General features: G+C 69.7%; 24 protein-coding genes. 10 read left to right on the top strand and 14 right to left on the bottom strand.

Features of this window, described 5'->3' with window-relative positions:
- Positions 1-48: 48 nt before the first annotated feature.
- On the top strand, positions 49-2,679 hold the full coding sequence (locus D7V97_RS01185; RefSeq protein ID WP_120608722.1) for a carboxypeptidase regulatory-like domain-containing protein: 2,631 nt from the start codon (positions 49-51) through the stop codon (positions 2,677-2,679).
- Positions 2,680-2,695: 16 nt separating this feature from the next.
- Here D7V97_RS01185 and D7V97_RS01180 read toward each other — a convergent pair whose 3' ends face one another.
- The 8 genes from D7V97_RS01180 to D7V97_RS01145 all read right to left on the bottom strand — a co-directional run bounded on the left by D7V97_RS01180 (position 2,696) and on the right by D7V97_RS01145 (position 10,555).
- Entirely contained in the window at positions 2,696-3,376 is a 681-nt protein-coding gene (locus D7V97_RS01180) for a S8/S53 family peptidase (RefSeq protein ID WP_233582448.1), read from the bottom strand.
- Between the two features lie 5 nt (positions 3,377-3,381).
- Entirely contained in the window at positions 3,382-3,669 is a 288-nt protein-coding gene (locus D7V97_RS01175) for a hypothetical protein (RefSeq protein WP_147444633.1), read from the bottom strand.
- The gene (locus D7V97_RS01170) at positions 3,666-5,465 is read right to left on the bottom strand and encodes a peptidase domain-containing ABC transporter (RefSeq protein WP_120608719.1); all 1,800 of its coding nucleotides are present in this window, start codon (positions 5,463-5,465) and stop codon (positions 3,666-3,668) included. Before D7V97_RS01170 ends, D7V97_RS01175 begins: the two co-directional genes overlap by 4 nt.
- Positions 5,465-8,452 (bottom strand): DUF1611 domain-containing protein, encoded by a 2,988-nt coding sequence (locus tag D7V97_RS01165; protein WP_120608718.1) that lies wholly within the window; start codon positions 8,450-8,452, stop codon positions 5,465-5,467. Before D7V97_RS01165 ends, D7V97_RS01170 begins: the two co-directional genes overlap by 1 nt.
- Positions 8,453-8,500: 48 nt before the next feature.
- The gene (locus D7V97_RS01160; protein ID WP_120608717.1) at positions 8,501-8,722 is read right to left on the bottom strand and encodes a hypothetical protein; all 222 of its coding nucleotides are present in this window, start codon (positions 8,720-8,722) and stop codon (positions 8,501-8,503) included.
- A gap of 36 nt (positions 8,723-8,758) precedes the next feature.
- On the bottom strand, positions 8,759-8,980 hold the full coding sequence (locus tag D7V97_RS01155) for a hypothetical protein (RefSeq protein ID WP_120608716.1): 222 nt from the start codon (positions 8,978-8,980) through the stop codon (positions 8,759-8,761).
- A 45-nt stretch (positions 8,981-9,025) separates the two neighbouring features.
- On the bottom strand, positions 9,026-9,241 hold the full coding sequence (locus D7V97_RS01150; RefSeq protein WP_120608715.1) for a hypothetical protein: 216 nt from the start codon (positions 9,239-9,241) through the stop codon (positions 9,026-9,028).
- A gap of 135 nt (positions 9,242-9,376) precedes the next feature.
- Positions 9,377-10,555 (bottom strand): DUF6068 family protein, encoded by a 1,179-nt coding sequence (locus D7V97_RS01145; RefSeq protein ID WP_304988496.1) that lies wholly within the window; start codon positions 10,553-10,555, stop codon positions 9,377-9,379.
- Positions 10,556-10,921: 366 nt separating this feature from the next.
- Here D7V97_RS01145 and D7V97_RS01140 point away from each other — a divergent pair, with 366 nt between their 5' ends.
- The 7 genes from D7V97_RS01140 (at position 10,922) to D7V97_RS01100 (ending at position 17,262) form a co-directional block, all read left to right on the top strand.
- Positions 10,922-11,692, top strand: coding sequence for a zinc-dependent metalloprotease (locus D7V97_RS01140; RefSeq protein ID WP_120608713.1), 771 nt, complete (start codon positions 10,922-10,924; stop codon positions 11,690-11,692).
- 3 nt (positions 11,693-11,695) lie between these two features.
- Positions 11,696-12,478, top strand: coding sequence for a serine protease (locus tag D7V97_RS01135; RefSeq protein WP_120608712.1), 783 nt, complete (start codon positions 11,696-11,698; stop codon positions 12,476-12,478).
- A gap of 10 nt (positions 12,479-12,488) precedes the next feature.
- Positions 12,489-13,262, top strand: a complete 774-nt coding sequence (locus D7V97_RS01130) for a M57 family metalloprotease (protein WP_120608711.1) — start codon at positions 12,489-12,491, stop codon at positions 13,260-13,262.
- A gap of 89 nt (positions 13,263-13,351) precedes the next feature.
- Positions 13,352-13,735: a hypothetical protein gene (locus tag D7V97_RS01125; protein WP_147444631.1), complete on the top strand. Its 384-nt coding sequence runs from the start codon at positions 13,352-13,354 to the stop codon at positions 13,733-13,735.
- Positions 13,736-13,751: 16 nt separating this feature from the next.
- Positions 13,752-14,441, top strand: a complete 690-nt coding sequence (locus D7V97_RS01120; protein WP_120608709.1) for a tyrosine-protein phosphatase — start codon at positions 13,752-13,754, stop codon at positions 14,439-14,441.
- A 1,075-nt stretch (positions 14,442-15,516) separates the two neighbouring features.
- Complete coding sequence (locus D7V97_RS01105; RefSeq protein ID WP_120608707.1) at positions 15,517-16,344, top strand: hypothetical protein; 828 nt, start codon at positions 15,517-15,519, stop codon at positions 16,342-16,344.
- A gap of 135 nt (positions 16,345-16,479) precedes the next feature.
- On the top strand, positions 16,480-17,262 hold the full coding sequence (locus D7V97_RS01100) for an SDR family oxidoreductase (protein ID WP_158623236.1): 783 nt from the start codon (positions 16,480-16,482) through the stop codon (positions 17,260-17,262).
- 43 nt (positions 17,263-17,305) lie between these two features.
- Here the strand turns inward: D7V97_RS01100 and D7V97_RS01095 are convergent, their stop codons facing one another.
- On the bottom strand, positions 17,306-17,932 hold the full coding sequence (locus tag D7V97_RS01095) for a TetR/AcrR family transcriptional regulator (RefSeq protein ID WP_233582444.1): 627 nt from the start codon (positions 17,930-17,932) through the stop codon (positions 17,306-17,308).
- 486 nt (positions 17,933-18,418) lie between these two features.
- Between D7V97_RS01095 and D7V97_RS01090 the strand changes: the two genes are divergently transcribed.
- Complete coding sequence (locus D7V97_RS01090) at positions 18,419-18,940, top strand: hypothetical protein (RefSeq protein ID WP_233582443.1); 522 nt, start codon at positions 18,419-18,421, stop codon at positions 18,938-18,940.
- A gap of 92 nt (positions 18,941-19,032) precedes the next feature.
- Here D7V97_RS01090 and D7V97_RS01085 read toward each other — a convergent pair whose 3' ends face one another.
- Positions 19,033-19,827, bottom strand: coding sequence for a hypothetical protein (locus D7V97_RS01085; RefSeq protein WP_120608704.1), 795 nt, complete (start codon positions 19,825-19,827; stop codon positions 19,033-19,035).
- Between D7V97_RS01085 and D7V97_RS01080 the strand changes: the two genes are divergently transcribed.
- Entirely contained in the window at positions 19,741-20,148 is a 408-nt protein-coding gene (locus D7V97_RS01080) for a WD40 repeat domain-containing protein (RefSeq protein ID WP_368668861.1), read from the top strand. The two genes, D7V97_RS01085 and D7V97_RS01080, sit on opposite strands and share 87 nt — an antisense overlap.
- 58 nt (positions 20,149-20,206) lie before the next feature.
- Here the strand turns inward: D7V97_RS01080 and D7V97_RS01075 are convergent, their stop codons facing one another.
- From D7V97_RS01075 to hrpA, 4 genes are all read right to left on the bottom strand, one after another.
- Positions 20,207-21,019 (bottom strand): hypothetical protein, encoded by an 813-nt coding sequence (locus tag D7V97_RS01075; protein WP_147444630.1) that lies wholly within the window; start codon positions 21,017-21,019, stop codon positions 20,207-20,209.
- 93 nt (positions 21,020-21,112) lie between these two features.
- The gene (locus tag D7V97_RS01070; RefSeq protein WP_147444629.1) at positions 21,113-21,490 is read right to left on the bottom strand and encodes a hypothetical protein; all 378 of its coding nucleotides are present in this window, start codon (positions 21,488-21,490) and stop codon (positions 21,113-21,115) included.
- A gap of 332 nt (positions 21,491-21,822) precedes the next feature.
- Positions 21,823-22,650 carry a hypothetical protein gene (locus D7V97_RS01065; RefSeq protein WP_120608701.1) on the bottom strand — a complete coding sequence of 276 codons (828 nt, stop codon included), beginning with the start codon at positions 22,648-22,650 and terminating at the stop codon, positions 21,823-21,825.
- A gap of 161 nt (positions 22,651-22,811) precedes the next feature.
- Positions 22,812-26,480, bottom strand: a 3,669-nt coding sequence (gene hrpA, locus D7V97_RS01060; RefSeq protein WP_233582442.1) for an ATP-dependent RNA helicase HrpA, incomplete at its 5' end; no start/stop codon positions are given.

The raw sequence follows: 26,480 nt of genomic DNA, 5'->3' as shown, positions 1-26,480 counted from the left end.
ATACTGCTGCCGGGGCCCGGGTGTGGCGGCGGGCCAGGGACGACGGTCATGCGCAGGCGGCTCATCGTGGTGTTGGCGGTCCTCGTCGGGTGCGGCCTCGCGTTGTTCTGGGGCCTGCATTCCGGCGGACCGGGCGCCTCGGACGACAGCACTGGAGCCGCCACGGTCGCCAGGGAGGGCCCGGTGCGTCCTCCCGTTCCGAAGGGACCGGACGGCGCGGAGGCGGGCAGCACACCGCCCCTGGAGCAGGCCCCCAGTGAGTCGGAGGGCGTCCTGGACGTGGAGGTGCTCGCAGGCGGGCAGCCCTCACCCGGGGCCAACGTGCGGCTCTACTGGCATGGCGAACCCGGGGAGTCCGCGTGGCGGCTGGCGGGCTCCGGTGTCACGGATGCGAAGGGGCACGTCCGGCTCGCGTCCGGCCCCGGGAGCTACCTGGTGGCGGTGCGCGCCCCGGGGCAGGCACCGCTGCTGCGGGACGTGGTGCGCCCCTACGGTGAGCTGCGCACGGCGCTGCGTGTCTCGCTGGAGCCCGGGCAGGTGCTCACGGGCCGCACGGTGGTGCATGGAACGAATGAACCGCTGCCGCTCGTGGAGCTGGTCCTCACGGCGCACGCCCGCGACCTGGAGCACTGGCAGCGTGCCGAGGCCCCCGACGAGGAGCGCGTCTATGCCACGAGCGACGCGCGCGGGAACTTCCGCGTGGAGGGGCTCGCGCCCGGGGCCTACCTGCTGGAGGCGCGGGCGCTCGGGCACGCGCGCGCGGTGGAGAGCCGACTGCGGATCCCCGTGAAGGGACCGCTCACGGTGGCGCTCCGGGTGGCGGGCGTCATCGAGGGCTTCGTCGTGGACGCGCGAGGCCTTCCGGTCGCGGACGCCGAGGTGCAGGTGGGCGGCAGTCCCGCGCAGGTGGTGACGACAGGCGCTGAAGGAGGCTTCTCCGTGGAGGTGGAGCCCGGCGCCCACACCGTGTCCGCGCGGCGCGGTGACGAATCGGGAGCGCTCGACAAGCCCGTCATCTCCACCGCGGGCAGCACCGTGCGCGATGTGCGGATCCGACTGGGGCCCGGCGCGGTGCTGGAGGGCCGCGTGGTGGAGCAGTCCTCGGGAAGCCCGGTGGTGGGGGCCCGCATCGACGTGAGCCTTTCGGAGGGCAATGGCAATTCCGGCCTTGCCCTGTCGGACGCGGAGGGCCACTTCGTGGTGCGAGGGCTCGCTCCCGGCAGCTACGACGCGAAGGTGAGCGCGCAGGGTTACTCGCCCACCGCGCGGCACGGGCTGACGGTGGGGCAGGGCGAGCGCTTCCCCGTGGACCTGGTGCTCTCACGCACCGGAGCGGTGGAGGGCCAGGTGCGCGACAGCGCGGGAGTGCCCGTGGTCGGGGCCCGGGTGTCGAGCGTCAACCGCTGGATCGATGACGTGGAGTCCGCTCCGGTGGAGGCCCGCACGGACGCCACGGGACACTACCGGCTCGAAGGGCTCTCCACGGGCCGCGCATCCCTCACCGCCCGCCGTGAGGACTCGACGGTGGGCGTCCGCCAGCTGGTGGACGTGGGAGAGAACGGCGCGGCCCGAGCGGACTTCACGCTGGAGGGGACGGGCACGGTGGACGGCGTGGTGCGCGCGGCCCGGGGGGCGCTCCCCGAAGGGCCGATGGAGGTGACGGCCCTGGCGGAGGGAACGACCCCGTATGGGACCCCGGATGTGGGCCGGGTCGGCGTCGGGGCGGAGGGTGGCTTCCGGATGAGTCTCCCACCGGGCGTCTACGTGCTGCTGCTCACGGCGAGCCATCGTGTCTCCCCGGGCAATTACAAGCAGGTGCACGTGGAGGAGGGGAGGACGGTCCACGTCGAGCTCACCTGGGAGGACGCGCAGAACGAGAACGAGTACCGGGGCACCGTGCTCGAACCGGATGGCGCGCCGTCGCCGGGGGCCGTCATCACCCTCACGGCCGCGGAGGGAAGGGGCATCCCGCTGATGATGGCCTCCGCGGATGAGGAGGGGCGCTTCGCTGTCCCCCTCTCGCGTGTAGGCCCCGCCACGCGCCGGGTGATGCTGACCGCGCGCAACGGAGGGCGCTCCAGCGACACCGTGCCTGTGATTGCCGAACAGGAAGTGGTGGTGAAGCTGCGGCCCGCGGCCGCCCTCCGAGGCCGGGTGGTGCGCGACGGCGAGCCCGTGAAGGGCTTCACGTTGTCGCTCCAGTTGCAGAAGGGCTACCTTCCCCAGGGACAGGGAGCGTGGGAGTTCGCGGGAGAGCGCTTCGACCTGAAAGACGTGCCGGCCGAGCCCGTGAGGTTGGTGGCGAGGACGCCCGACGGATCAAGCGGCGAGGTCCTGGCCTCTCCCGGCATGGGCGCGGCGCTCGAAGTGGAAATCCCCCTGAAGGCCTCGGCCACCGTGCGCGGCCGGGTGGTGGATGCGACCACGAAGGCGCCCATCCGCGACGCGTTCATCTTCATCGAGGGTGAGCCGGCCATGCCGGAGGACACGGGGGTGGATGCGGAGGGGCGCTTCTCCATCAGCGGCGTGCGCGTGGGCGAGCGTGTCCTCGTCGCCATGGGAGGGCCATCCCAGGGACGCGTGCGCCGTGTGTTGAAGGTGAAGGAGGGCGAGGTCATCGACGTGGGCGACCTGACGTTGGGGGCGGTGTCGCCTCCTCCGGGCCCGCCCTCGCCGTGAATGCCGCGCGCAGTGCTCAGCGCCGCCAGCCGGGTGGGCAGCCATCGCGCAGCACCCCGGCCACCGCCACCGCGCAGGCGAAGCTGGTCGTCATGGGCGCCTGCATCCAGCGTCCCCCCATGTAGAGCTTCACCTCGCGCTCCTGCACGACATGGTCGACCTTCACGTCGGGGTTGGCCCGCTCCATGAGCGCGGGATCCCCCACCGACACCACCGATTCCAGCTGCGCGGGCAGCGTGGGCACCCCGCCCGCTGCGCAGGCGATGACCGCGCCGCGCGCCACCGCGCGATCAATCACCTCGCGCATCGGCACCTCCAGCGCGCGGAGCGTCGTGCCGAGGCTCAGGTTGAGCAGGTCCACGCCCACCTCGTCGAGCATCCACCCCAACGCCTCCACGAGGCACAGCGAGTGCCCGCGCACGCCCTGATCAAGGACACGGGCCACGTAGAGCTCCACGTCCGGCCAGGGACGGACCTGATCGTAGAGGATGCTCAGGATGGCCGTGCCGTGCCCATGCGTGTCCTCCAGGTCCAGCGCGCTCTCACCGGCACGCCACGCGTCCAACTCCGGGCGCTCGTAGCTGCGCGTCTCCAGCACCTGTGCGTCCAGGTCGAGCGTGAAGCAGGCCGCTCCCTCCAGGGCAATCGCATGCTCGCGAAGGAAGGCCACCTCCACGCCGCTGTCGATGATGCCCACCTTCTTCAAGGCGCACCTCCAGGCCCCGGAAGCCTCCAGTGTCCCAGCTGCCGGAACACATAGGCGCCCAGGGACACGGACTCCCTGCGCGGTGGGTCCTCACCCGGAACGAGCACGGTCATCTGGACGAGCGAACCCGCGAGCAGCATCGCCGCGCACAACCCCACGACGAGCAGGAGCGTGAGGGTCCCAATCCGCCGCACGATGAAGAGGCCCGGGTGCGCCGGGTCCTCCAACAACGGCAGCCGCGCGGGGAGCGGTGGTGCGGTGGGACGTGAAGGCTCAGGCGTCATGCGGCGTCCGCCTCGCCCACGCCCGCGCGGTAGAGCCGTTGATAGGGAGCACAGCGCGCGAGCAGCTCCGCATGCGGGCCCCGTCCCACCAGCCTGCCTCCCACGAGCATCCACACCTCATCCGCCAGCGGAGCGTTGACCAGCCGGTGCGTGATGAACAGCACCGTCTGTCCTCGCTCCCGGGCCCGAGCCAGCAACGCGCGGACGATGGCGGCCTCGGTCTCCACGTCGAGCTGGGAGGTCGCCTCATCCAACAGCAGCACGGGCGCATCGCGCAGCACCGCCCGGGCCAGCGCCAGCCGCTGCCGCTGTCCGCCAGAGAGGCTCGCTCCCGCCTCGGCCACCGGCGTGTCGTAACCCCGGGGCAGCGCGGCGATGACGGGCTCCAACCCGCACAGCCGCACCGCGTGCCGCAGGTCCTCGTCGGGCACGTCGTGAAGGCCCAGGGTGAGGTTCTCGCGCAGCGTGCCGTGGTACAGCTCCACGTCCTGCCACACCACGGCGAGCTGACGGCGCAGCTCGGAGAGCTCCAGCGTCCGAGCGTCCTGCCCGTCGTACAGCACGCGCCCCCGGCCGGGCTCCTCCAGCCGCGTCAGCAGCCGCGCCAGCGTCGTCTTCCCCGAACCGCTCGCCCCGACGATGGTCACCACCGCCCCGGGCTCCACGCGAGCGCTCACCTCGCGCAGCACGTCCTGCTCCGGCGCGTAGCCGAACGACACGCCCTCCAGCTCCACACCGCCGCCCAGCCGCCGCGCCAGTGGTGCCGGGAGCTGAAGCGAGCGATTCGGATCCTGCTCCGGCGTCTCGTGCAGGTACTCGAAGAAGCGCCGCAGATGCACGCCGCGCTGGTGCAGGCTGGTGACGAAGGCGATGACCTCGATGACCGGACCGCGCAGGTACGCGGCATAGGCCACGAACGCCACGAACCCGCCGAGCGTCAGCTTTCCCTGGAGGATGAGCCGCCAGCCCAGCCACGTGAACAGGGCCGTCTGGGCTGCCTCCACGGTGCGCTCGAACATCCGCAGCCGTCCCTCCACTCCATGCGCCCGCAGGTGCGCGCGCAGCACCGACCGCATGAGCCCCGAAGCGCGCTGGTAGACGAACGGCTCCAGCGCCAGCACCTTCGTCGTGCGGCTCTGCCGGAGCGTCTCCACCTGCAAGGCATTGAGCGAGCCATGGACGCCCATCACCTCCTGCCACGCGCTCCCCATGGCGCGCCCCATGATGAGCGGCACCGCCACCACGAACGGCAGCGTGGCCAGCGCCGCCAGTGCCAGCTCCCAATGGAGGGACGCCAGGGTGAAGGGAATGACAATCACGAAGGTGCACTGCGAGAAGACCAGCCGCAGCAGCCCCAGCACCAGCGACATCCCGGCCTTCGCGTCCTCGAAGCGGCTGGTGAGCTCCCCCACCTGCCGCCGCGAGAAGAAGCGGTCCGGCAGGTGTTGCAGGTGGTTGAAGAGGTAGAGCGCGGCGGAGCTCTCCAGCTTGATGCTCAGGTAGGACGAGTAGTAGCCCAGGAGCGAGTCCGCGAGCGCCGCCGCCACCGACGCCGCGAAGATGCTGATCACCAGGACGTGGAGCAGCTCCAGGTCCCGCAGCGACGAGACGTGGTCGAACAGCAACCGCGTGAGGAACGGAGGAATCAGGCAGAGCAGCGTGATGACGGGGCCCAGCAGCGCGCCCCGGGCGAGCGAGCCCCACGCGGGCCGCAAGAGCCGCAGCAGCGCGAGCAGGTAGCGCGCGGACTGCCGCAGCCCCGGCGGGGCCTCCTGCATCGCGCCGTCCGGTCCCATCACAGGTGCGTGAGCACACTCCGCGCCAGCGCGTCCACGTCCTCGGGGATGGCGAAGACGCGCAGCCCGGTCTGCTGCTCCAGCCGCCGCCGCGCGTCCTCCAGCACCTCATCGCGGACGCCCAGGAACCACGTCTCGGTCCACCGGCTACCGAGCAGCTTGCGCCCGCCCATCATCGCCAGACCCACCACCGTGCAGGGCACGCCGTGCTCCCGGGCCAGCGTCTCCAGGTACTCGCGCGTCGCGAGCACGTCCTCCGCCCGCGTGTCCACCGCCACGCTCAGCACCACCAGCCGGGGCAGGAACGTCTCGTAGATGAGCGTGGAGGCATTGGTCCGGCGGTCCGCGCCGGCCGGCGAGTAGAGCAGCCCGTTCTGCCCGCCGGTGATGACCAGGTCGCAGCCCCGGGCCAGGTCCGCCATCAGCCGCCGCTCGAACGCCAGCCGTTGCGGGGGCTCCACGCGCAGCACGCGCGAGTAGCCGGTGTCCGCGCCCAGCAGGATGCCCGTGGGCTCCGTGGCGTGGTGGCGCACGCGCACGTGTCGCGCCAGCGCCTCGCGCAGGTAGACCTGCGTGGTGAACTTGCCCTGCACCGTGTCCGTGCCGAAGACGCCCAGCAGGTTGCGCGGCCCGTAGTCCACCGGACCCGGTTGGGCGAGCGCGTCCTGTTCAGGCACGGCCACGCGGAAGAAGAGGGACGGATCCGGCTCCAGCCCGTCGAACAGGTCGTAATAGAGGATGTCGTCGTACAGCGACACCACCGGCAGGCGCTTGCGCGTGGCCACTTCGAGCAGCGCCCGCACGTGCGGCACCTCGGACTCGAAGTTGAGCGAGCAGGTGAAGATGACCGCGTCGAAGTCATGCTTCGCGATCTCCGCCGGGTCGCTGCACACCGGCACGGACAGCTCCCCGGCCTGGATGTACGCGCCCGCGTCGCTCAGCGACACGGTGTCGTCGAAGACGACCGAGGCCGGCGCGAGGCTCTGGTCGCGGAAGCGCAGCAGCGCGTAGCCCTCCTTGTTGTACTTGAAGACGGCGGTGCGCTTCCCCGCGAGCACCTCCGTCACCATCGCGCGCGTGTACAGGTGGCGGCTGCGCAGCGTGGGCGCCTGCTGGATGGGCAGCCGCTGGTCGCCCTCCCAGATTTCGCCCAGCTTCCGGTAGAGCACCTCCGGGTCGTACTTGGGATACGCCCGCGTATCCGGCGCGATGAGCAGGGGCACGCCGTAGTCCGGCATCTGGAAGGTGTGCTCGCGCTCGGAGCCCTCCACGCGCAGCGCGTAGCGGCCCTGCGGGTGCAAGAGGAAGTACTGGAAGCAGACGCGCAGCCCCGCGACGTCCACCACCTCGGGGTCGAGCGTAAGCTCCCGGCGCGCTTCGCTGTTCGAACCCTCGCGGGACAGCCGGCGCAGGAGGAACGGCGGCGGCGCCTCCTCGCCGGGCTTCCCCACGTGCACGAGCACGCACTTGAAGGGGTCCACCGGGAAGGCCGTGAGCAACTCGGGCGTGAAGGCCGGCAGGCGCGAGACGACGTCCGCGAAGCGAGCGAGGAACAGCGCCCGCGCCCGCTCCCGCTGTGACGGGTCCGGCATCATGAAGAGCAGGTCGCTGCCGCTGAGGACCTCGAAGCGGCGCCACGTCTCCCGCGTCTCCGCGTCCACCGGCTCCGGGACGTGGGCCTCCGCGAGCTTGATCAGCGCGTACATCCAGCAGTTGCCCGGCGTCAGCCAGTGCTCGCTGTAGAAGTCGCGCCCCCACGTCGAATAGTAGAGCCGCGGCAGCGACGGCACGGGCGTCGGCGACGACACGGTGAGGGCCGGCTCACGGGGCACGGCGGGCTGCATCACGCCGTCGAGCCACTCGATGCCCTCGTGCCACCAGTGGCCGAACAGCTCCGTGTCGAAGGCCAGCACGAACGTCTGCCCGTCCTGCACGAGCGAGCGGCGGGACTCCAGCAGGTCCCAGAACGCGCGCACGTGGTGGGGCACCTGGGCGCGGGCGGCCTCGCCGTCGTAGAGCCCCTTCTCGCCCAGCCCCACCTTCTGGCCGCTGACCGCGTGGTACTTGAGGCCCGTCCAAACGTGCCCCCGCTTGTTCGCGGGCACGGGCACGCCCAGCTCGTCGAAGTACTCGGGCCGGACGTCGAAGCCCACGTCGCGGAAGAACTCGCGGTAGACAGGATGGGCCGGGAACGTGGAGTCGGGCGACTTCCACAGGTGCAAGCCGATGCGGTAGTCGTGGACGAGCACCTCCAGGCCCTCGTGGCGGAACACCCCGCTCGGGTCCTGGGGCTGGGACGCGCCAATGCCATTCAGGCTGAGCGCGGTGCGGCGGATGCCATGGCGCGTGAGCACGCGCTCGAGCCCTGGTTGGAAGGCGCACTCGGGCAGCCAGAAGCCGTCCGGCTCGCGGCCGAAGACGTCCTGGAACGACTCCACGCCCCGCGCCACCAGCCGGTCCGCGATGGCGGGCTCGAAGAAGGGCAGGAAGTTGTGCTGCGGCGAGGACGTCCACAGCTGCACGCCCGGCAGCCGCGAGCGCCCCAGCCAGGCGAACACGTCGCGCAGGCTGTGCTCCCGCAGGAACGCCAGGCTGTCCTCCACGCGCCGCAGGTACATGCCCGCGGTGTGGTGCACCCGGGCGAGCGCCTCGTCGGAGAGGGATTGCGGGAACTTCTCGTAGCGGTTGTAGAGCTCCAACCGCGACGTGCGCTCCAGCTCGCGCGTGGCGATGCGCCCGAGCAGGCGCAGGTAGCCCGTGTAGCGCTCCTCGCAGGCGATGAGCTGGTCCACGAGGCACGGGGTGAAGGACATCACCAGCGTGCCGGCGAAGCGCCGGGCGTCCCAGCGCTCCAACATCCGGAACAGCGGGATGTATGTCTCCGTCAGCGCTTCGAAGAGCCAGTTCTCGGGCTCATCGAAGAGGGGTCCCTCGCCCAACACCTGCGGCATGTGGGTGTTGAGGATCAGCGTGAGGCGGGTATTCATGGTGGGACCGCGAGACGGCGGAAGCGGGGGTGCGAGAGGGGCGGAAGGCTAGGATCTGCCGCCGCTGCAGTCCTCGTAGGGGGACGTGGCGCCGTCCTCCGAGCATACCCGGTGGGCCGAGTTGTAGAGGTCCTGCCACACGGTCCCCGGCCCCGACGCGACGAGCGTGTACGTGGTGGAAGAGAAGTTCGACGTGGCGAAGCCCGCGACGTCCGGCCCTCCGTTCACCTGTTCCAGCAGCTCCGAGACATCCTTGCGCGTGTAACGCATTCATGACCTCCGTACGACGGGTGAGGGATTGCGGCGCTAGTAGCAGTGGAAGGTGGAGGCATCCTCGGCGGTGACGTGGCCTCCGTCCTCGCAGACCCAGCGGGTGCCGTAGGTGTCCTGCCACACCACTCCGCCGCCGAACGAAGAAACGAGCGTCCAGTAGGAGCCGCCAAAGTTCGACGTGGAGAAGCCCGTGACATCCGGGCCGCCCTTGACCGAGTCCAACAACTCGCTGACGTTCTTGCGCGTGTATCGCATGGGGAACTCCGTGTGCTGCACGTATGGGATGGGATGGCGAGGGCGCTAGCAGCTGCCCCCCGCGTCCTCGCTGGGGATCTGGCCACTGTCCTCGCAGAGCCTGTGGTTGGCGTAGTAGATGTCCTGCCAGATCATCGCGCCCGCGGAGGGGACCAGGCTGTACGTGTAGCCACCAATGTTCGACGTGGCGAAGCCCGTGACGTCGGGGCTGCCCTGAACCGTGTCGAGCAGCTCGGAGATGTTCTTGCGCGTGTATCGCATGGGGGCTCTCGGGGGGATGAGGGGGGAGCGCGAAAATCGGAATCCTAGAAAAGGTCGCCGGAGGGGGCAAGCCGGTGACCGGGCGGAATGGAGGAAGCCCGGCAACCCCTGGAGATTGCCGGGCCAGCGCGGGCGCTACTTCGCGCCCATCCACGCGCCCCATCGCACAATCCGTGTGCCACCCTCGGACTCGAGCTTGCCTCCGGCCACCACACGCTCGGTGCTGCTGGAGAGCGGCTGGAAGCGCGCCTCGTAGGGCAGGCCCACGAGCGCCGGGGTCCACGGGTCGGCCGCGTAGGTCTCGGCGAAGACGCGCTGGGTGCCCTCCACGTCCTCGCGGCTCTGGAGGGTGAGGGCGGGCACGGCGCGGTCCTGCACGGTGAAGGTGCCCCGGGTGCCGGGCGCGGCGGCGGAGGGCCCGGGCGCCGAGGCGAGCGCCTCCCACGGCAGGCCCATCAACACCTCCTCGAGGGCCTCCGGCTCGGCCTCGGAGAAGTCGGAGCAGGGGGCGACGTCGGTGTCGGGGTTGACGGGGCCCTCGGTGCGCAGGAGGTACCCGCGCTCGGCGGCGAAGCACACGCGCTGCACGCCAGGGGCGGGGCCCACGTCCACGCGCCGCTCGTAGTACGCACCCGCGCCCAGGGGCCGGTCCAGCGCGGGCACGGGGGCGCTGGCACCCTCCGAGCCCTCGCGGAACTCGCGCAGCTTCAGGCTGAAGCCGCCCGGGATGTGGAAGCCGGCCGTCTCCGTGCTCGCGTCAATCAGGCCGTGCGTGAGGTAGAGCGGGCCCGGCGTATTGGCATACACGCGCGTGCGCAGGGGGCCGTCCACGGGGCGCTGATCGCTCACGTAGCGCAGGGCCTCCCAGGTGCGACCCGCGCTGGAGGGAAGCTCCGCCGTGGCCTCGCCCCCGTGGGGCACGTCGATGGGGCGCGTCGTGTCCGCGCGCACGGGGACGAGCAGGTCCTGCGCCAGCCGCGTCTGGGCCAGGGGCTTGCCGGCCGCATCCGTATACGCCACGCGCACCCAGACCCACGGCTGCTGCACGGCGACCACCTCCAGCGTCAGCAGCCCCTCCACGGTGCGCGCGGTGCCGCCGCCGCGGGGCTCGGTGCCCTGCGTCGCGGAGAAGGTGTAGGTGACGCGGTCGCCCACCCGGGCGCGCTTCCACGCGTCAGCGTCCTGCACGGGCGCGGGCTTCTGGACCTGCGTGTCCGAAGGAGAGGGGCCCCGCGATTTCGCGCTCTCGCAGCCAGGGAGGAACGACAAGGCCGCGCCCAGCAGCGCGGCGAGGGGGAGGGGGGAGTGGCGCATTGGCATGGAGGAAGGGATACACCGGGAGTGCATCCACGGGGTCCGCTGGCCCACCGCGTTGATCGCGGATGGCGGCTCCGGAGCGGGTGACCGATTCAAGGACACCCCTGTCCTGAAATCGGGGTGTCTGCCCATGGGGGGTAAAATCACTGGCGGGACAGCAGGTTAGACTTCCGAGTGTCACGTTCCTTTACAGGACTCCCATTTTCGCATGGTGTGTTGTGGCTCCAGTTAATTCAACAATTGCCAGCTATTCCCCTCTGGAGGGCGGGATGGCCCGACAGTTGCTCAGTGGCCGGGCACGCGGACCGCGGCTGACGGCAAGGTCAGGCGGCGGCGTATCCCCCGACTCAGTGGAGAAAAGACATGTTCAAGAAAGCGGCAGTCCTGGTTGCGAGCTGTGGCGCGTTGCTGTCCGGCTGCGGTAGCGACCCGCAGATCGAGAACCAGGAGATCGTCTCCAACCTGATCGAGGCCGGCTTCCCCGAGAACGACATCATGGTCGTCGACGGTGACGTCTATGTGGGCCGCGACGCCCTCGTGACGCTCGAGGCGTCCCGCGAGATGCTCCAGACGGACAAGGGGACCCAGGAGCAGTACCGCACGACGAATCTCGTCAGCTCCACCAAGACGAAGATCTGCATCAACCCCACCTCCACGTTCAACACCTACACCCGCCTGAGCCAGGGCCTCGACCTGGCCATCGCGAACTACAACGGCCTGGGGCTCACCTTCAGCATGGCGCGTGGCCCCACCACGGGCTGCAGCGCGAACATCACGGCGACCATCACGTCGGGCGCCGGCGGCTCGTCGGGCTTCCCCTCGGGCGGCAACCCCTACGGCACCATCAACATCGGCACCGACCTGCAGAGCTACAGCGTTGACGTGAACGAGCACGTCATCACCCACGAGATCGGTCACACGATCGGCTTCCGCCACTCGGACTACTACAACCGGTCCATCAGCTGCGGCGGCGCGGCCACCAACGAGGGTCCGTCCACCGTGGGCGCCATCCTCATCTCCGGCACGCCGAGCACGGCCACCGTGGGCGGGTCGATCATGAACTCCTGCTTCCGTTCGACCGAGTCCGGCGAGTGGACCAGCTCTGACCGCACCGCGCTGACCACCATCTACTAAGTCATGGCAACCCGGCCCCCAGCTCCATTCCTGACGCTGTGGGGCCGCATCCTCGCGGGCACCGTGCTCCTGGGCCTTGCGGCCTGTGGCAAGACGGTGCCCGCGGTGGTGCCCGAGGATCCGCCCGTCTGTGGGACTCCGACGGTGCCGGAGGTGGGCAGCCAGTCGCAGTGCGGACCCACCCCTGATTTCACACCCGTCAACAGCTACCAGGGCGCGCTGGTGGACGCCGTCCAGGTCAGCGAAGACGCCGTCGTGCTCATCGAAGGACGCTGCACCGGAACGCTGATTGAAGCGAGCGCGGGACCGGTGGTGGTGACCGCGGGGCACTGTGTCGGCGTGGGAGACCGGGTGCTGCTGGTCTTCAACTTCGAGGACGCGCCTGACGGGGACCCGCTGGTCACCGAGGGCACGGTCATCGAGCAGGCGCTCGAACCGGACTATGCGCTCATCACGCTGGACAAGCTGCCCGCGGTGACGCCGGTGCTGCTGTCAACCGTGGCGAGCGAGCAGCTGGCCATCATCCAGCACCCCCGGGGAAAGCCCAAGGTCGTCGCCGAAGGCAGGTACCTGGATTCCTGTAATCGGCTTGTCTATTACTCGGACCTGGACACCCTGGTGGGGAGCTCCGGCGCGGGCGTGCTGAACCGCCAGGGACACCTGCTGGGCATCCACACCGACGGCGACTGCGACGAAACCGGCCGAGGGTCCAACCGGGGCTGGACCGTGGATGCGATTGTCGAAGCGTCCGAGTATCTGCAGCCCGCTGACATCGTCGAACGCTGAGGGAATCCCCATGTTCAAGAGAGCGGCAGTCCTCGCGGTGAGCTGTGGCGCGTTCCTGGCGGGCTGCGGGACCGACCCGCAACTCGAGAACGAGGAGATCGTCTCCAACCTGGTCGAGGCCGGCTTTCGAGCCGAGGACATCCGGGTCGTCGAGGAGGCCGTGTACGTGGGGAACGACGCGCACGTGTCCCTCACGGCGTCCCGCGAGATGCTCCAGTCCGGCGAGGGGAGCCAGGAGCAGTACCGGACGACCAATCTCGTCAGCACCAGCGTGGTGACGAAGATCTGCATCAACCCCACGGCCACGTTCAACAGCTACAGCGTGCTCAGCCAGGGGCTCAACCTGGCCATCGCGAATTACAATGCCCTGGGGCTCTGCTTCACCATGGCGAGGGGACCGACCACCGGCTGCAGCGCGAACATCACCGCGGCGACCATTCCCGGCATCAGCGGCTCGTCCGGGTTCCCCTCGGGTGGGCGTCCCTATGGGACCATCAACATCGGCACCGGGTTGCAGGCCTCCGGCGTCGACATGGCCGAGTACGTCATCACCCACGAGCTGGGCCACGCGCTCGGCCTGCGTCACTCGGACTTCTACTCTCACATCAGCTGCGCCTCCGCCGGGAACGAAGGCACCGCGGGCATTGGCGCCATCCTCATCCCCGGGACGCCGAGCACGGCCACGGTGGGCGGCTCGATCATGAACTCCTGCCCCCGGGCGACCGAGACCGGCGAGTTCACCAGCACGGATATCATCGCGTTGAACGCCCTCTACAAGTGCTGAGCACGGGAGGTTGAGGGGGACCCGTTCGGGGAGGAGTTGGCTGGAAAGGACTTGCTCCTGGATGGCCCGTGCGTGACGTTCGGATGGCCATGAACGACAGCACCCTTCTGGAACGCTTCTCACGAGGTGAGCTGAGCGAGTTCCCCCACCTCGACCATGTGCGCGTCGTCTACCTCCACACCCGCAGGGTCGGGAGGGATGCCGCCGTCGAGTTCGCCCGCGATGGACTGCAGCGCCTGACCCGTCAGCTCGGAGTGCCGGAGAAGTACCATGAGACCGTGACGGTCGCGTGGGCCCGACTCGTCGGCGAGAGGGCGGAGACCGGGCCGGGCCAGGACTTCGCCGAGTTCCTCGAACACAACCCCCAGTTCCATCGCAAGGACCTCCTCGAGGATTACTACTCACGCGAGGTCCTCTTCGGAGCCGCTGCGCGGGCCCGGTTCGTCGAACCCGACCTGAGGCCGCTTCCGTGACCGGGCCTGCCGCCCGATGAAGTACACGTTTGTCTTTACCGCCGCGACGGTGCTCCTCGGCTTCCTGGCCCAACGCCTCCAGGGCGCCGCGTGGCTCCTGCTGTGGCCCGCGGCGAGCTTCGCCCTCGTGGCGCTCGCCTACGCAGGCGTCGGTCCTCGCGTCTTCGGGAAACAGCCGGATGGACGGATGCGGCCCGGTGCGGTGCTCGCGCTCCTGCCCTACCTCCTGCTCACGTGGACCACCTGGCACCTGGCACGCCGGTTCTCGCGCGAGCGGCCACACGATGAAGTGGTGCCGGGGCTGCGGCTGGGACGCCGGTTGCTGCCGGGCGAGCTCCCCGCCGGAGTCACAGCCGTGCTCGACCTGACCTCCGAGTTCGCCGAGCCCGTGGGGATCCGGCAGTCCTGCCGTTACGTCTCCCTGCCCATCCTGGATGCCTCGACGCTGCCAGTGGAGCGCGTGGCCCCGGTCCTCCGCGAGTTGGTCACGCTGACCGGCACCGTGTACGTCCACTGTGCCCAGGGGCACGGGCGCACCGGGATGATCGCTGCCGCGCTGCTCGTCGCGCGAGGGGAGGCACTGGACGCGCGGACGGCCCTGGATTGGATCCAACGCGTACGTCCCGCGGTGCGCCTCTCCGCCACGCAGGCGCTCGCGCTCGACGCACTGGCTGCTGAGCTCCAGCCGCGCACGGTCCGCGAGTAGGCGGCAAAGGAGAAGCGAGACCCGGCCGCGATGCCGGGCCCCGCTGGAAGCCAGGACGACTCAGCTCTCGACAGACGCGGTCTGCTCCGCGTCCGGGTGCGCGTCACTGCAGACAGGCGCGGTGGCCTCCCCCTCCGAAACGGAGGCGGTCGTGACCTGCGGCCCGGGGGCCGGCGCGAAGCAGTAGCCCGCGTCCTCACACGTGGTGCGATGGGTCCCCTCGTAACAGGGCCCACTGCAGTCATCGATACAGACATCGTAGCACTGCGGCGGATAGGCAAAGGCCGCGGCGGGGGCCACGGCAAGGGCAGCGGCAACGGACATCAGGGACTTCTTCAGCGCATTCATTGAAGCTCCTTCGGGGGAGAGGAACCCTGCCCGGCCGAACCAGGGCACTCTTGAATAAACATTGTTTCAGTGGGGCCATGACAGGCTTTGAGGCCAGCGGTGTCCGTTAGTGGACGCCTCTCCAGCGATGCTTCATGAGATGAGCCATTTCGCCAGGTGAGGATTCTTCCGCCGGCAAAAGACAGATGCTTGGGTCCCGGCAACCCCTGCCTTGTCCCTGCCAACACTGACGCTGGCTTTGAGCCTCGCCGGACGGACTCAATCCCGGGGCGCGTACGACCGGGTCACTTGCGGCCCGTCTCGGCGTCACGTCGGCTCGGAATCCCATCGAGCCAGGTGCCTCTCCGGCGCATGAGCACCGTGGGAAGCTTCCTCAAGGCCCAGACAACGGAGCTCTCGACCTGTACCGCGTCTTCGAACGGGAGGCGACGGGCGTATTTCACCTTGTCCTTCCACAGCATCATCGCCTGTTGAGCGGCCTCATCCTCAGGCCCCCAGACGTAGCAATCCGTCGTCGACCCGAACCAGCAGAGGCGGCGTTCGAATCGCAATCCGCGGAGGAAGGTCCTCTCGGAAGACCCAGGAGAGGTGCGTTGGATCCCCGTCTCGGGCCAGCGAATCACGCAAGGGCACCAAGGCTTCTTTGAACGGTGGGATTCCATCCATGCGCGCAATCTAGCGTTTGCTGGCGGCGCAAGGCCTCCCGTCGCCAGCGTAGACTGCGCGGATGTCAGGACACGCCACCATCCAGGTCTCGTTCATCGATGCGGAGACGAACCGCCCTCTCGGCGAGGTGAAGCTCCCCGTCGAGAATCTCCCCGCGAGCTTCGAGGCCGCGACGAAGCTCGAACTGGGCGGCCGGTCCTACGAGGTCGTCTCCGCCGCGCCCATGACGGCCCGGGAGTTCCAGGCGACGGGCACCCTGCGGCTCGAGCTGCGGGAGGTGAAGGTGGCCATGGTGGACCCCAAAGCCCTTCTCTATTCGCTGCCCACGATCCACGGAGACCTGCCGGCCACCTCGGAGGGTTCCACGAAGCAGGGCCGGCAGGTGCTGGAGCTCCACGAGGATGACTGGCGGCAGGTGGAGTTCGTGGCGCTCACGCTTCAGGCCCCCGTCGAAGCGGAGCTGGAAGCCATCCAGCGGATCCATACCGGGCATCGCAAGGGTCCCGGATTCGACGCGCTCCACATTCGCGGGGGCGTGCCGTCCCCCTTGGAAGGGGTGCGACTCACGCTCGCGGACCTCCGGGGTGCGCTGGATGAGGCGGCCGCGTGGCAGGACGGCCTTTCGTTCCGAGGTGTCGCGGGGCTCGTCGCGGGCGGCTTCGCGGTCCAACTGTCCTCCGCCCTGTGGCTCTACGGCACCGAGCACGCGGGACACGTCACCGCGCTGGGCCTCCATCGAACTGGCGCCAGTGCCAACCACGAAAGGGTTGCCCGCATGCTCGCGGCCCTCGCTGCCCGGTATCAGCTGTGCCTCGTCGACTGGTGCCGGGCCGCCCAGGTTCCGCCCTCCACCCAGCGCTTTCACGACTGGTTTGCCGGGCGGGACTGAGCCCGTCGCCCGGTCGGCCTGGGTCGCTCCAGCGCCGTCAATCACGTGAGCGTCTCTGCCTTGACAAACGGAACAGTGATCCGTATTCCATGGACTGGAAGCGGAACGTTGTTCCGAATGCGCCAGGGGAACCTCATGAGCAACCGAGACTTTTCAGACAAGGTCGTTGTTGTCACCGGAGCGAGCGGGGGTGTCGGAGCCGCCGCCGCCGAGGAACTCGCGCGACGTGGGGCATCGGTCGTGCTGGCCGCGCGCCGCGCCGGCCCCCTCGGCGAAGTGGCCCGTCGCTGTGGGAACCAGGCCCACGCCGTCGTCGCCGACGTGACGAAGCGCGACGACGTGCAGCGCATCTTCGACGAGGCCATCGCGAAGTTCGGTCGCGTCGACATCTGGATCAACAACGTGGGTCGAGGCATCGGCCGACCCCTGCTGGAGATCACCGACGACGATGTCGACGCGATGATCCGCGACAACCTGAAGTCGGTGCTCTACGGCATGCAGGTCGTGACGCCGCACCTCCAGGCTCGCGGCACGGGCGCGATCGTGAACGTGTCGTCGCTCCTCGGCCGCGTCGCGCTCCCTCCGCGCGCTGCCTACGCTGCGTCAAAAGCAGCGATGATGTCGCTCTCGGAGGCGTTCCGCATCGAGCTGGCGGGCTCGCACCCCCAGCTCCGCGTGGTGGTCGTCTACCCCGGCCGGATCGCGACCGACTTCGGTCAGAACGCGCTGGGGCAGCGCATGGGGGATAGCGGCAAGCTTCCCGCTGAGGTCCTCGCCGCCATCGGAGGCGCGACGCAGACGGCGGAGGAGGTCGCGCATGTGCTGTGCGACGCAGCCCTGAGCGGCCGCGGGGACGTCTATACGCAGCCGAACGCGTTCGCTGGCGTGCGGGCGTACCTGGAGAAGCAGCCGGGCTGAGGTTGAACGCTGGTGCGGCGACGCGCGTGTTCGTCGTCGCTGGTCAGCGCGAGCGGCGTTGCCCCTTCGGAGCGGGACCCGCCCCGGGTGCGCCGTAGCGCAGTCCGTCGATCAGCAGGTCCACCATGCGTCGGCTGTGGAGCGCTTCGGCCTCGTCGGTGGCGATGGAGAGGTTGGCGACTGCGCGCAACAGTTCGCCCGGCTTGACGTCGTCGCGGATCTGACCGGCTGTCACCGCGGCGTCGAGCAGCGATTGAAGGGCGGGCTCGAGGTTCTGCTGGAAGTACCCAGGCAGCGCATCGAAAGCCGAGTCGCCGGAGTGCAGGGCCGCGGCGAGCCCGCGCTTGGTCGCGATGAAACCGGTGTATCGCCGCAGCCACCGTGCCAGCGCTTCGCCCGGCTCGTGCTCGCGCGCCAGTGCGGGAGCGGCGGCCGCGCAGGCGTCGACCTCACGCCGGAACACGGCCGCGACCAGGTCGGAGCGCTGCGGGAAGTGACGGTAGACGGTCGCGACACCGACACCTGCCCGCGCGGCGATCTCACGCACGGGCGCATCCACACCGGAGACGCTGAAGACGGCCTTGGCCGCCTCAAGCAGCGCGTCGAGGTTGCGCTGGGCGTCGGCGCGCACGCTGCGTGCCGCAGGCGCATTGGGCTTCTTGGCTCTCACGGATGGTTTCATGTCGTCCAGCAGCGCTGACAGTGTAGTGCCAGGTCACGCTGGAGCACCAGCGGATCACGCCGTTCGTGCTCAGGGCCTTGAGCGCAGCTCGCTCGACGAGCGGTCGTCGCTGGCGCCAGCACGAACGACTTCAAGCTGGCGCGCTCCACGCTTGAATCCATTACAGGCGCGGCACCTGTTGCAACACTTCCGTCGGCTGCTGACACACCTTCGGCGTGTACGCCTGAGTGAGGTGTTCACGCTGGCTTGAGGGTCTTGGCGTACGTGACGGGAGGCCTCGCGACGGGCGATGACGCCCGACGACATTGCACTTCGAGAGGAGTGGTTGAGCGCGCTCAAGCAGGGGCGGAGTCCCTTCAACGCGGATCTGCATGCCAGCGGAAATTCCAGCGGACGCGTCCCCGGAAGCCCCCCGCCAAAGAAAGGGACGCGGCCAGCGTCTTGAGCACGGCAACAGGCAATAAGGAGACGTCCATGTTCAAGGCTACTGCAAGGCTCGTGGGGCTGGTGTCGCTGTTCTTCGTGATGGGCAATGCGGAGGCGTCCATCCACAAGAAGATCATCCACATGACGGTCTACAGCGAGACGGGGGAAAGCGCCGTCGTTCGCGCCGTGGAGGGCCAGGCGATCAGCGCCACCCATGAGACGCTGAAACTCTCCTACCGCATCGTCCCGGAAGTCATCGGGCCGGAGACGGTCCGCTACAAGGTCTACAACGCCTATGACGTGGACTCGGCCGCCCCCATCGAGGTCATCGAGGCGCAAGCCGACGGTCAGCTGCACCGCGGTTTCCGCGCCTCCTTCAACGTGGCGGTGACGACCATCGAGGAGCGCGCCCTGGACGTCAATCCGCTGGCCGCCCCGGAGCCCTCCGAACAGGGCATCACCTGCTGTGTGACGTGCGGGAGGTGGCAGTACTGCTGCACGCCCAGCCCTGGTTATTGCTGCACCATCTCCACGTCCTGCGGCCTCGGTTGTAGGGTCTGCAAGCGATGACCGTTGACAGAAGACCCCTTGCGACACTCGTGTGAGCAGCCTGCGCACTGTGCCCGCGCGCCCGTCCTCCGCCGTGGGTCGTGGGGCCGCAGTCAGGATTCGGGCGTGGGCGCTTGAGGATCCGTGGGAGCTGCTTCCCCGGTCTCCGTCTTCTCCGGGACCGGGCGCATCACGATGGCGGCCCACAGTGCCAGGTGCCAGGGCAGCAGCAGGAGGCTGCCGGGGCCCAAGGAGGCCGTGCCCGCGAGGCTCGCCAGTCCCCATCCGGCGAACAGCAACCACAGCCCCACCGCGCCAATGACTTGCAGCCATCGCTTCCCCAGGGTGTGGCCAAGGAAGGAGCACAGCGCGGGAAGCCACACCCCCACCATCCCGAGGATGAGGGATTGCTCCAGTGGGGAGTCCCAGTCGATCCGCCTGGCGCCGGTGAACGTCGCGACCAGGCTGAAGAGGCCCGTCTGGTACAGCGAGGACAGCAACGTGACGACGACGCTTCCTGCCCCGGGGCCCGGTCCCGGACGTGTGCTGTCGTCGACGGGGGGCGCGGATGGGTACGACTCCACCATGTCGGGCGGCAGCTCCAGCGCGTACGGATACCCCAGGGCCAGCAGGGCGGCCTTGGCCGCCTGACGCACCGTCGTCCAGTTCTCCCCCCGGTACTTGCCCACGGGATTGTCGCGCGACATCAATCCCAGCAGCAGGTCCGCCCGCTCCCGGAGCGACTCGTCCGCGGTGGGAGCACGGCCCATCGCCGCGATGAGCGCGTCGATGTCCGCACGCACCATCCCAGGTGATTTCACCTGGGCCAGCAGGGCCGTGAGCGGGGGAAATGCCTCCGCCGTCTCCGCGGCCACGGGCTCGGGCTCGGGCGCGTTCTGGAAGGCCACAAGATTCGCGACTTCGCCCTTTGGGACTCCGGCGACTGGCGCTGCCTCCAGACCTTCGTCGGGCACGGCGAGCCGGTAGGCACCGCCGCCTTCGTCGCGGATGAACGCATTGTCTCCATCAGCTGCGACAGCACCGTGCAACTGTGGAACGCGTGGACCGGCGAGCACCTGCGCACGCTCGAGACCGCGCCGCTCTACGCGCTCGCCGAGAGCACGGTGCGCGGCGACGTCGCTCCATTCGACCGAGTGTCTCGCCGTCTACGACCTGGGGCACGCCAACATCGGGGGGGCTGCTCGTGCACGACGGAGCGCTCTACGTGACCTGCCAGCGAGAGCTTCAGGTGATTCCCCTGGCGGGTTGAACCCTGAGGCATGTGTTTCATGTCGCAGGCATCATGAACGTCAACTTCCGACTGCCCTGCTGGTAGGTCATCCGCGTGCGACCGGCTCCCGCGGGCTTTTGTGTGGTGGGTGGCCCCTGCCAGGTCTCGCCCCGCAGGATGTGGCTCAACGTGTCGAGCTCGGGCTCGACAGCCTTCGCCCTGGCAACGAGCATCAACGCGGCTTCCACCGGAAAGTGGGCCCGGTGGGTCCGGAGCATGGCGCCCAACGCCAGCCCGGCCAGCGCGGCGCCCGTCTCCGACGCAACGTTCGCGGAGGACTCCGCCGGGAAGAAACGAACGGCGTTCGGCTGAATCACCACTGCACCGGGCTGCACGTGGAGTCCGGACACGAGCCACGCCGAGCCTACCTGGAAGGCCGCGGTTGAAGTCGTCGCGGCAGGCGGTGTCCAGTGCTGGAGCAGGACCAGCCCACCCCAGAGCTGCTTGTACTTCCACAGCAGTGGCATCGAAATCTTCTGCGCGCCCCGCAGACGCACGCTCTTGAATCGCGTCCCGATGCTGATCTCCAACGTCCGCAGCGCCTCACGGGGAACGATGACCGTCTTGCCCAGATTCGGCTTCCAGATGAGGCGGTGGCTCGTGAGCAGGAACTTTCCGGACCGTCCCCAGATGAACCAGACCGCCAACAGTGGAACCACCACGGTCGGCAGCAGCATCAAGGACAACATGACCGTGGCGAAATACGCCATGAACCACGGGCCACCGGTCGCAAGCACCTGCTCGCCTTCCTCGGTTGGGAGGCTCTCGGCCCAGGCGGGCCAGCTGGGCGTTGGGGATGAAGGGAGCATGGCGCGGACCGAAACGCACGCCTGCTGCGAAGTCAAGCCGGCGCGGAGGTGAGCGACCCATTGTGGCTCTCGGCTCCCTTCCTCCATGCACGCTTACGGGTGGGCGGCGACCTGGCTGGCAATCCAGGTGGCCACGCCAGCGTCGGTCCTTGAAATGAGGCTCTCGCCATTGGGACCGCGCGCATTGACGCCGATGAGGTAGTGCGTCATTCCCGTGGTTGGGCTCAGGAATGCCGGACCGCCTTCATCGCCCACCTCGAACAGCACCGGTGAGACGGCGTACGTGTCGACGTACCCGGCGGGCGGCGTCCCGTTGAAGTTCGAGACCGGGCCTTTGAACAACTGGCCCGTGGTGCCCGCGCCGACGTTGACACACGTGCTGCCTCCATACTGCGCGTTGTTCGGCAGGACGTAAGGGGAGTAGGGCAGGTTGATGCCCGGCAGGGTCGGATCGGTGAAGAGAAGCCCCACGTTGTTGCCTCCCGGGTACACCGCGGCGCTCCAGGCATCGAAGACATTGTTGGCGGCGGTGTAGTTCGATGAAGCGCCCGCTGCCGGACGGCACCACGCACCTGCTCTTCACCGGGTTGGAGTTGCTGCGTCGCCTGGCGTCCCTGGTGCCTGGTGCCTCGGGCAAACCTCACGAGGTTCCACGGCGTCTTCGCTCCAGGTGCTCCAGGGCGGGATGTGGAATACGCCGGTCAGGCGTCCACGGAGGCGGCATGTCCGCCTTCTACCGCACTCGAGCGGCCGAACAGTGAGCACAGCGCGGCCCGGGCCGCGTGACGCACCTGGGGCCGCGGTCAGGATTCAGGCGTGGGCGCTGGAGGATCCGTGGGAACTGCTTCCCCGGTCTCCGTCTTCTCCGGGACCGGGCGCATCACGATGGCGGCCCACAGTGCCAGGTGCCAGGGCAGCAGCAGGAGGCTGCCGGGGCCCAAGGAGGCCGTGCCCGCGAGGCTCGCCAGTCCCCATCCGGCGAACAGCAACCACAGCCCCACCGCGCCAATGACTTGCAGCCATCGCTTCCCCAGGCTGTGGCCAAGGAAGGAGCACAGCGCGGGAAGCCACACCCCCACCATCCCGAGGATGAGGGATTGCTCCAGTGGGGAGTCCCAGTCGATCCGCCTGGCGCCGGTGAACGTCACGAGCAGGCTGAAGAGGCCCGTCTGGTACAGCGAGGACAGCAACGTGACGACGACGCTTCCTGCACCGGGGCCCGGTCCCGGACGTGTGCTGTCGTCGACGGGGGGCGCGGATGGGTACGACTCCACCATTTCGGGCGGCAGCTCCAGCGCGTACGGATACCCCAGGGCCAGCAGGGCGGCCTTGGCCGCCTGACGCACCGTCGTCCAGTTCTCCCCCCGGTACTTGCCCACGGGATTGTCGCGCGACATCAATCCCAGCAGCAGGTCCGCCCGCTCCCGGAGCGACTCGTCCGCGGTGGGAGCACGGCCCATCGCCGCGATGAGCGCGTCGATGTCCGCGCGCACCATCCCAGGTGATTTCACCTGGGCCAGCAGGGCCGCGAGTGGGGGAAACGCCTCCGCCGTCTCCGCGGCCACGGGCTCGGGCGCGTCGGTCGTCTCGTCGGCGGTGGGTGGCGCGGGGCGGTGGGCTTGCTGGGACATGGGGCACTCCTGCCGACAGTCATCCCCCTGCCGGCCACCCGGTGGCAAGGGGTGGGGCCGTCGTCTGGAGGGCATCGGATGCAGGGTGTGCCGGGAGCGGGACTCGAACCCGCAGGCAGGGAGATGGGAAACCCTTGATCAGGACGCGCAGTTACCCGCTTCTAGCGCAGCGCCGCGAGGGCAGCGCCGACCTTCGCCACCGTCACCGACACGGGCGTCGTCACCTCTGGAGCGAAGATGGCCACGCGGAGCTCCTCGAAGGCCCACCGCAGCTCCTGCGCCGCCTCCTGGTCACGCACGGTGGCGCACCTGGCGAGGAAGGCCTCCCACAGGGGGGTGAAGGGCGCGGCCTTCCCTGCGTCCTTGGCGGGGTTCGCCACCGCACGCGACAGCCGTGCCTGGGCCGCGCGGAGGTAGCGCGAGTAGTTCAGCAGGCGCATCAAGGGGATCCACTCGATGAGCTTCGCGGGGAACAGCTGCCCGAGCTGCGAGCGGATGTCCCGCACGGCCGCCGCGCCGCTCGGTCCCTTGGATGCTGCCTTGAGTGCAGCGAGCGTCTCCGCGAGCTCCGCGGAGGTGACGACGACGGCGTTCGCCCAGTCCCGGGCCGCCTGCTCGATGCGCGGTGAGCCCTCCTGGACCAGGGCCTCGAAGGCCGCCTTCGTGCGGGGCAGCGGCGCACCCGGTGCGAGCTTGAACGCATCGTCGACGCTGCGTGCGAGGACGAGCGCCCGGAAGGCATCGGCCTGGCCCCGCGCGGGCGGCGCGCCGTCCAGGGACGGGAAGGGCAGCGGCATGCGCGCGGCGCTGACGGCCACGTGTCCGCGCGCGGCGAGCATCAGGAGCCGGCGGACCCCCGTGCGCGTGGCCGCGTCGGCAGCGGAGGAGGTCTCGAGCAGCACCAGGTCCACGGCAGCGCCCCGGTCGACGAGCGCGGGGTAGCTGCGCACCTCGAGCCCGCCGACCCGCCGGGTGACCACGGGGGGCAGCTCGCCGAAGGTCCAGGCGGTCAGCCCCTTGCGCTCCCAGTCCGAAGTCGGTGCCACGCTGCGCAGCGCCGCCCGTGCACGTCCCCCGTGCTGCTCCAGCAGCGCGTCGGCGTCGCGGCTGCGCGCGAGCTCCTTTCCCCGCTCGTCGAGTACCCGGAGCGTGATGCGCAGGTACGGCGCCACGACATCCGCCCGGAAGGACTCCTCGGGCACGTCCACGCCGCACAGCCGGGACACCGCACGCGCGAGCGCTGGGAGCATCGGCCCGCGGAAGGGCACCAGTTCCTTCTCGAGACGGTCGACCAGGTCCGGCAATGGTCCCAGCTGTTTGCGTTGCGCGCGGGGGACCTGCTCGAGCAGGGCGGTGAGTTTCTCCCGCTGCCACCCGGGGATGGTCCAGTCGAGCTCACCCGGGACCAGCTGGGCGAGCAGCAGCAGCGGCACGCTCAGGGTGATGCCGTCGTCGTCGGCCGAGGGGTCGAAGGTGTACGTCACCGGCACGGACGCGCCGTGCAGGGTGATGGCATCCGGGTAGTGCGCCGGGGACAGGCCCGGGTCGTGCGAGAGGGCATCCTCCATCGTGAGGATGAGCACGTCGGGGTCGGCCGCCTCGGCCTTGCGGCGCCAGGCCTCGAAGCCCGCTCCGTCCGTCACGTCCGCCGGGACGCGCTCGTCGAAGAACGTCAGCAGCGCCTCGCTGTCGAGCAGCTCGCTGCGCCGGGCCTTGTCCCGCAGGCGCGCCACGCGCTCGAGCACCTCGCGGTTCTCCTCCTGGAACGCCCCCCGGGTGCGGTACTCGCCGCGCACCAGGGCATGCTCGAGGAACATCAGCCGTGCCTCGGCGGGGTCCGTGTTGGCCAGGGGTACGGGGCGCTCCTTGAAGACCTGGAGCCCGAAGAGGGTCGCGTTCTCCTTCACGATGGCGCGCGCGGACTTCTCCGACCAGTGCGGGTCGGAGTAGCTGCGCTTGAGCAGGTGGGGGGCCGCCGCCGCGAGCCACTCCGGGTCGAGCTTCGCCACGGTGCGCGCGAACAGCTGGGACGTCTCCACGAGCTCGAACGCCATCACCCAGGCAGGGGGCTTCTTCCCGAGTGCCGACGAGGGGTGGACCATGAAGCGCGTCTGCTTCGCGCCTGTAAAGTGGCGCTGCTCTGGATTCCACTGGCCGATGCGGGACAGCAGCCCGGTGAGGAGCGCCTGGTGCAGGACTTCCCCGCGCGCCGGGGCGCCCCGGCCCTTGCGCGGCAGGCGCAGCTCGCGGACGGTCTCCTCGAGCTGGCGCTGGACGTCCCGCCACTCGCGCACCCGCAGGAAGGACAGGAAGTTGTCCCGGCACACGCGCCGCAGATGGGACGTCCCCCGGCCCTCGGCCTCGCTCACGAACGCCCACAGCTTGAGCAGCCCCGTGAAGTCCGAGTGCTCGTCACGGAAGCGCCGGTGCAACTCGTCCGCCTTCTGCGCGAGCTCCCGGGGCCGCTCGCGCGGGTCCTGCAGGTTGAGCGCCGCGGCGACGATGAGCACCTCGTCCAGGCACCCGTACTCGGCGCCGGCCAGAATCATCCGCGCGATGCGCGGGTCCACCGGGAAGCGCGCGAGCTGGTGCCCGAGCGGCGTCAAGGTGCGCTCCTTGCCCTCGACGGCCCCGAGCTCCTCGAGCACCCGCCAGCCCTCGGCGATGGCCTTCGGCTGGGGCGGGTCGAGGAAGGGGAAGTCCTCGACGTCACCGAGGCCGAGGGACTTCATCCGCAGGATGACCCCCGCGAGCCCGGTGCGTTTGATCTCCGGGTCGGTGAAGGCGGGCCGCGTGGTGAAGCCTGGCTCGTCGTAGAGGCGCACGCAGATGCCCTCGCGCACGCGGCCGCAGCGCCCCTTGCGCTGGTCGGCGCTGGCCTGGGAGACCGGCTCGATGTGCAGGCGCGTGGTGCCCGAGCGCGGGTCGTAGCGCGACAGGCGCGCCACCCCCGTGTCCACGACGTACACGATGCCGGGGATGGTGACGGACGTCTCCGCGACGTTGGTGGCGAGGATGACCCGGCGCTCGGGGAGGGTGGCGAAGACGCGCGACTGCTCGGAGGCCGACAGGCGCGAATACAGGGGCTGCACCACCGTGCCGCGCAGCTTGCGCGCGTTCAGGGCGTTCTCGGTCTCGCGGATCTCCCGCTCCCCGGGGAGGAACACGAGGACGTCGCCGTCCGGGTCGAGTGAGAGCACGTTCGCCACCGAATCGGCGACGGCGTCGGCGAGCTCGGCGTCCTCGGGGGGCGGCTCGTAGAGCACGTCCACCGGGAAGGTACGGCCCTCCACCTGGATGACCGGAGCCCCGCCGAAGAACTGGGAGAAGCGCTCGGTCTCGATGGTGGCCGAGCTCACCACGACCTTGAGGTCGGGGCGCCTGGGGAGGATGCGCTTGAGCCACCCGAGCAGGAAGTCGATGGTGAGGCTGCGCTCGTGGGCTTCGTCGAGCACGACCGTGTCGTAGCGGCTCAGGAGCGGGTCGCTGTGAATCTGCGCGAGCAGGACCCCGTCGGTCATGAACTTCACGGCCGTCCGCCGGGACGAGCGGTCCTCGAAGCGAATCTGGTAGCCGACGTCCGTGCCCAGCTCCGTGCCGAGCTCGCGAGCCACGCGCGCCGCCACGCTCGTCGCGGCGATGCGCCGGGGCTGGGTGACGGCAATCTGGCGCGGGCGGCCGCGTCCCATGGCGAGCAGGACTTTCGGCAGCTGCGTCGTCTTCCCCGATCCGGTGGCCCCCGCGACAATGACCACCTGATGGGCGGTGATGGCCGCGGTGATGTCCTCCACCCGGCTCGAGATGGGGAGCTCGGGGGGGAAGTGCAGGGT

Origin of the sequence: Corallococcus sp. CA053C (assembly GCF_003611675.1) — a bacterium.
In the GTDB taxonomy this organism is placed as follows: Bacteria; Myxococcota; Myxococcia; order Myxococcales; family Myxococcaceae; genus Corallococcus.
The sequence above is the reverse complement of the archived record's forward strand: the minus strand, read 5'-3'. Positions and strand labels throughout refer to the sequence as shown.